Source organism: Mesorhizobium sp. M0045 (assembly GCF_040323385.1).
GTDB lineage: Bacteria > Pseudomonadota > Alphaproteobacteria > Rhizobiales > Rhizobiaceae > Mesorhizobium.
Map to the genome: position 1 here is coordinate 1 of NZ_JAMYUY010000051.1, position 5,930 is coordinate 5,930.

Annotated in this window: 7 protein-coding genes; all 7 read right to left on the bottom strand. The window is 63.3% G+C overall.

From position 1 onward, the window contains the following. The coding region (locus NKJ72_RS30580; RefSeq protein WP_352480749.1) for an ABC transporter ATP-binding protein at positions 1–506 on the bottom strand (506 nt) is incomplete at its 3' end. Beyond that, the gene (locus tag NKJ72_RS30585; protein ID WP_352452724.1) at positions 506–1,294 is read right to left on the bottom strand and encodes an ABC transporter permease; all 789 of its coding nucleotides are present in this window, start codon (positions 1,292–1,294) and stop codon (positions 506–508) included. The genes NKJ72_RS30580 and NKJ72_RS30585, both read right to left, overlap by 1 nt. Next, entirely contained in the window at positions 1,294–2,163 is an 870-nt protein-coding gene (locus NKJ72_RS30590) for an ABC transporter permease (protein WP_352480750.1), read from the bottom strand. The genes NKJ72_RS30585 and NKJ72_RS30590 overlap by 1 nt, the downstream gene beginning before the upstream one ends. 60 nt (positions 2,164–2,223) lie before the next feature. After that, entirely contained in the window at positions 2,224–3,285 is a 1,062-nt protein-coding gene (locus tag NKJ72_RS30595; protein ID WP_352480751.1) for an ABC transporter substrate-binding protein, read from the bottom strand. A gap of 39 nt (positions 3,286–3,324) precedes the next feature. Then, complete coding sequence (locus NKJ72_RS30600) at positions 3,325–4,308, bottom strand: PfkB family carbohydrate kinase (protein WP_352480752.1); 984 nt, start codon at positions 4,306–4,308, stop codon at positions 3,325–3,327. Next, positions 4,305–5,339 (bottom strand): ADP-ribosylglycohydrolase family protein, encoded by a 1,035-nt coding sequence (locus NKJ72_RS30605; RefSeq protein ID WP_502901925.1) that lies wholly within the window; start codon positions 5,337–5,339, stop codon positions 4,305–4,307. The genes NKJ72_RS30600 and NKJ72_RS30605 overlap by 4 nt, the downstream gene beginning before the upstream one ends. 24 nt (positions 5,340–5,363) lie before the next feature. Then, positions 5,364–5,930, bottom strand: a 567-nt coding sequence (locus NKJ72_RS30610; protein WP_352480753.1) for a GntR family transcriptional regulator, incomplete at its 5' end; no start/stop codon positions are given.

The following is a 5,930-nucleotide window of genomic DNA, read 5'->3' on the forward strand; positions in this document are numbered from 1 at the left end:
CGCAGCGCTTTGTCGAGAGCGCCGAGCGGCTCGTCGAGCAGAAGCACACGCGGCTTGGTGATGATGGCGCGAGCGAGCGCCACCCGTTGGCGCTGGCCGCCGGAGAGCTGGTGTGGCCGGCGACCACCGAGCTTGCCGAGTTGCACGAGGTCGAGCGCCCCCTGCACCTCGGCAGCAATCACTGCCTTGGGCTCGCCGCGCACGGACAAGCCGAAGGCGACATTGTCGGCGACGCTCATATTGGGAAACAGCGCGTAGTTCTGGAACACCATGCCGATGCGCCGTTTTTCGACCGGCACCCGCTCGACGCTCTCGCCTCCGATCGCAATGCGGCCAGAGTCGGGAAAGTCGAAGCCGGCGATCTGGCGCAGCAGCGTGGTCTTGCCGCTGCCGGAGGGACCGAGCAGGGCGTAGAAGCCGCCGTCGGCAAAATCGATGGAGACATCGTCCAGCGCCTTGTGCGCGCCAAAACTGCGCGACACATTCGATACCTGCACGCCCGCCATTATTTCTCTCCGCCGAATTTGAAGAAACGCGCCGTGAGCAGCATCAATGCCATCGACACGACAATGATGATCGTCGAGACCGCATTGATCTCAGGTGTGAATCCCTTACGGATCGCGGCGTAGATTTCGACCGGCAGCGTCGTTTGGCCGGGCGTCGACAGAAAGTAGGATACGACGAACTGGTCGAAGGACACGGCGAAAGCGAACAGCCCTCCGGCAATGACACCCGGCATGATCCAGGGCAGCGTGACGCGGTTCGTCACCTGCCATTGATTGGCGCCGAGCGAGCGCGCCGCCTCTTCCAACTCGGGCGCGAAGGTCTGCAGCCGGGCCGATACGACGACGATGACATAGGGCAGTGCAAGCGCGACGTGGCCGAGCAGGATGGCGAACAGACCGCGCCCGATGCCGACGCCGAAGAAGAAGATCAGCATCGCCGTGCCGGTAATCAGCCACGGAATGGCGATTGGCGGAAACAGCAGCGCCTGCAGGAATTTTTTGCCGCGAAACTCATAGCGGTAGAGCGCCAGTGACGCCGCGGAGCCAAGCACCACGCAAATGATGGTGGTGATGACCGCGATCTCGAGGCTGTTCCAGGTGGCTGAGATGAGCTGGTCGTTCTGCCACAGCGAGGCATACCATTCCGTCGTCCATTCGAACGGCAGCTGATAGAAGGGCGAAACGTTGAAAGACATCAGCGCCATGATGATGATGGGCACATAGAGGAAGGCGAGCAATAGCCAGATGTAGAGGCGGCCGAGCCATTCGAGGACCCGTGTCGTCGCCATCACGTAGCCCTCCTCAGCACCGGCGAGGCAACCGCCAGGATGACCAGCACGAGGGCCAGCAGGATAAAGGAGAGCGCAGCACCCAGCGGCCAATTGAACACGGCGACGAACTGGTCCTCGATGACAGTGCCGTAAAAGGTGCCGGTACGGCCGCCAAGTATGCGCGGCTCCATGAACGAGCCAACGACCGGGACGAAGATGAGGGCCGCGCCAGCCACCAGCCCCGGCATCGACAGCGGAATGATGACCCGCTTCAGCATCTGCAGCCGCGATGCGCCGAGCGAGCGCCCGGCCTCGATCAGCGAGTCGTCGATGGCCTGTAGGGTCAGGTAGCAGGTCAGCACCATGTAAGGAACGTAGGAGTGCACTAGCCCGATGATGACGGCCGGATAGGAATACATCAGGTCGATATTGATCTTGAACGGCAGCACGGCGTTGAGCGCGGTATCGAGAATGCCCCCTTCGCGCAGCACCATCGCCCAGGAGAAGATGCGCACAAGCCCGTTTGACCAGAACGGCAGGATGACGAGCAAGAAAATCGCTTCGCGGCTACGGCCTTTCAGCACCTTGGCCAGCACATAAGCGGCGGGATAACCGACGATGATGCACCACAGCGTCACTTCGAGGCCGAGGCGCAGCGAGGCGAGCAGAAGCGTCAGATAGAGGCTTTGCGAGAAGAAGGCGGCATAGTTTTCGAGCGTGAACGCCCACGGCTTGCCCGACAACGGCAGCTCGGTCATGAGAGAGAAGAAGACCATGGCTGAGAGCGGCAAGAAGATCGCAACCGTCAGCCAGAGATAGGCAGGCGCCAGCAGCGGCAAGGCCGATCTCAGCCCGCTGCGCGACGCGGCTGCAACCTGTGCTGCCATGACATCCTCCCAGGGAAGGATCAGCCGACATATAGGATCGGCTGATCCCGCTTTCTGCTGTTACTTCACGTTGACCTTGAGCTGCTGCCAGAGCGACAGATAGGCTTCGCGCTGGGCGTCTGTGATCGGCGCCTGGAACTGAATGCGCTTGGCAACTGCCGGGTCACCCATCACCTTGCGGTTGAACGCATCCTCGGGAAGTGCTTCCACGGCCTTGGTATTGGCAGATACCGGGGCTCCGACCTTGGTGACCCATTCGACATAGAACTTCGGGTCGACCATGTAGTTGATGAAGGCCTCGGCGCCGGCGACATTCTTGGAACCGACGGGAATGGAGAAGGCGTCGAGCCAGGCGACAGCGCCCTCCCGCGGGATCACGAGCGAGACTGGCAGCTTGAAATGGGTCTTGGCGCGGTCGGCCGAGCCGCTCCAATAGGTGCCGATGTCGATCTGGTTAGAGGCAACCATCTGGTTCCAGTCGTTCTCCGAGCTCCAGAACGTCTTGATCTGCGGCATGAGCGAGGTGAGTTTCGCCTTGACCGCCTCCATGTCCTTGACATCGTTGATGTTCTGGCCGGTGGCAATGGCGCCGAACTGCACCGCCTCGACGGCATCGTCACGGATGGTGACGCGGCCCTTGTGAGCGGGATCCCACATTTCGGCGATGCTCGTTGGCGGCTTGTCGAAGGACTTGTCGTTGATGGCGAGCGCCGTCAGTCCCCAGACCCACGGTACCCCATAGACCTTGCCGTTATGGACAAGCATCGGCGAACTCGCCTTGTCCTTGCTGATGTCGGCATAGTTCGGCAGCTTGGATGTGTCGATCGGCTGGATCAGCTTTTCCGCCATTGCCTGGTCGTTGAAGGCGGCGTTGATCATAACGACGTCGTAGAGGCCGGGATTGGTCCTGAGCTTGGTCAGCATTTCCTGTTCGGAATTGAAGAAGTCGTTGACGACCTTGTTGCCGGTCGCCTTCTCGAAGGCCTCGATGGCCCACGGCTCGTCGGCGCCGTAGCCCTTCCAGTTGAGTACGTGCACCTCGTCGGCCTTGGCGGCAAATGCAAGTGCGGAGGTGAAGACGGCGGCCGCCGTCACTAGGGCAGTAAAGTCGGGCATGCGCATGTTCGTTCCTCTCTGTGTTTACCCGATTCCCGGGCTTTGTCAGGCTGTCGGGCGTTTGGCCTCTTGCTTCCGGCCATGGAGGCCGATCGGCGGACCGCCATGGCTCAGGAATGTCTGGATCTCGTGGTCGGTCGGCGCTGATGAACCACCGTGGCGGGTGACCGAAATGGCCGCCGCCGCATTGGCGTAGCGCGCTGCCGCAAAAGGCGGCATGCCGCGCGCCAGCGCGCTGACGAAAGCGCCGATATGGGTGTCGCCGGCGCCATTGGTGTCGAGGGCGTCGACCTCGAAGCCGGCAATCGTTTGCGCCGAGCCGTCGGCCAGCCGCACATGGCAGCCTTTCGCGCCAGCACGAATGACGACGCCAACGGCCTTAGGGGAGTGGTCGCTTAGCAGCCGTGACGCGAGTGTCTCGACGGCGCCCGGACCGGCAATCGCGGCCGCTTCCGTCGTGTTGCAGCTCAACCAGGTAGTACGGGCGAGTATCCGCGACAGGATAGGGTGGGGAATGTCGGTGATGACAGGTGTCGGGTCGAGGACAAGCGGTGTGTCGGCCGGAAGCGCCTCGATCCAGTCGGTGAGCGCGTCGCGGCTCTTGGGATAGCTCAGCGTATAGCCTGACGTGAACACCCAGTCGTCTGCAGCGACCACCACGGGCGCCAGCATGTCGAGGCTGAGTACGCTTTCAGCACCCGGCCAAGACACGAAGGTGCGTTCGGCATCGCTCGAGATCAAGGCGACGCAATGGCCGCTGTCCATCATGGGCGATGGCGGGGTCATAGTACTGATACCCTCGGCGTTGAAGGCGCTGCGCAGGAAGTCGCCATTGGGTCCGCTGCCGAGTTGGCCGCCGAACACCACCTTCATGCCTGTGCGGCTGGCCGCGACCATCATGTTGAAGCCGCCGCCGGCGACTCGTGCATAGCTCGAGGCAGTCTTCTCCATGCCCGGTGCCGGCAAGGCATCGATGCGGTAAACACAGTCGACCACCGCGCTGCCGACATGGACGAGACGCCCTCTCATGCCGCCGCATCCTTGCCGCCACTGGTCTTGTCCACAAGGCCCTTGGATATCCGCGCCTTAACAAGGTCGGCGGCGAGCGCGCTAACCTCCGCTATGTCGATACCCTTGAGGTCTGCGATGCGGTTCTGAGGCAATCGGGAAAAGCCGGTACAGGCACCGGCCATGGCGGCTGCGATGGCGCCGATCGTGTCGGTGTCGCCACCGAGATTGGCGCTGATGACTGCCGCTTGCCAGGGATCCCCACCGGCGACCTCCAGCACTGCGAATGCGGCCGGAACGGACTCCTGACTGGCGACGCCGGTGCCGACCAGATCGATGATCAGCCGGATCGCGTCGCTCGCCGCCTTACTCCGTACGAGCTCCTGCGCCCACCCAATGCGCGCGGCGATGTCACCGCCGGTCACCCAATGGCCGAGCGTCGCCCCCCGTCTCGCTGCGGCGATGGCGTTGTCGGAAGCCGCGCGCCAGTCACCGCCAGCCACGCCGCGGCTGATGGCGGCAGCAACTGCTGCGGCCGAGGCGATTGCGACAGACGTGTTGTGCGTCGCCCTGCAAGTTTCGGCCACTTTGGCGACCAGCGTTTCCAGCGGCTCCGGCGGCATCATGATGCCGACTGGCGCGATGCGCATCGCCGCACCATTTGTGTCGCCACCGCGCCCCGCTTCCTCGGCCGCCACGCCATTGTTGATGGCGTCGATGGCGCGTTTGGTCGATGGTCCCAGCAGGTCGTAGCTGCCGCGCGCCTTGACGTCGCGTTCCCAGTCGAGCAGCGCGTTGACCCACCGCGCATGGTCGAAGCCGTTACCGGATTCGACCAGTATACGGCCAAGCAGAAGCGCCTGTTCGGTGTCGTCGGTGATCGTTCCGGCCGGGAGCCCCTTCGACACCGGATGGTCGGCTAAAGGAGCGATGAAGCCTTCGATATGGCCGTAGAGTTCGGCAATCCGGGCCGGAGACAAAAGCTGCGTCGGCATGCCCAACGCATCTCCCAGGGCGCCGCCGACAAGCGCTCCCAGGGCCCGATCGGTCATGCTCCCGGCGTCGTCCGGCATCACTCAGAACCTCATGTGCAGCGCAAAATGCGCCGGGTTGAGCAGGCTGGTCACATATTCGATCGGCCGGTCATCGGCGGCGCGGGTCAGCCGACGACCGCGCAGGAACGGCGTGCCTTGCGGGCAGCCGAGGATTGCGGCATCGTCGGCGTTGAGCATTTCGATCCCGACCCATTCCTCGCCATGGTCGGGAATGAGGCCGGCGCCGCGAAGCGTTTGGTGCAGGGAGCCTTCGCGCAGGCCGCGCAACGGCACGTCCTCCAATTCGGGGGATAGCGGCAGGCGGCTGCGCTCGATTGAGATAGCGTGCCCGTCGCTCGCATTGGTGCGCACCCGATCGACAGCGATGAAGAAGGGGTTTTCTATACCAAGCAGCGCGGCAAGATCGGGGTCCTCGATCACCTCGAGCCGCAGCGTGCGGGTCTCGGCGTTGGCGCCGGCGTTGGCCAGCGCCCGCGACCAACCGATTGAGTCATCAACGGGCTTGCCATCGAAGGTGACGAAAGAGCCGATGCCGACTTTGGTGGTGATCAGCCCGCGGCTAGACAGTTCCTCGAGACCCTTGCGCAC

What these genes read in the sequence shown, in the direction of transcription:
- NKJ72_RS30585 (WP_352452724.1), bottom strand. Translation starts at nt 1,294, where the DNA reads ATGGCGACGACACGGGTCCTCGAATGGCTCGGCCGCCTCTACATCTGG.
- NKJ72_RS30590 (WP_352480750.1), bottom strand. Translation starts at nt 2,163, where the DNA reads ATGGCAGCACAGGTTGCAGCCGCGTCGCGCAGCGGGCTGAGATCGGCC.
- NKJ72_RS30595 (WP_352480751.1), bottom strand. Translation starts at nt 3,285, where the DNA reads ATGCGCATGCCCGACTTTACTGCCCTAGTGACGGCGGCCGCCGTCTTC.
- NKJ72_RS30600 (WP_352480752.1), bottom strand. Translation starts at nt 4,308, where the DNA reads ATGAGAGGGCGTCTCGTCCATGTCGGCAGCGCGGTGGTCGACTGTGTT.
- NKJ72_RS30605 (WP_502901925.1), bottom strand. Translation starts at nt 5,339, where the DNA reads ATGACCGATCGGGCCCTGGGAGCGCTTGTCGGCGGCGCCCTGGGAGAT.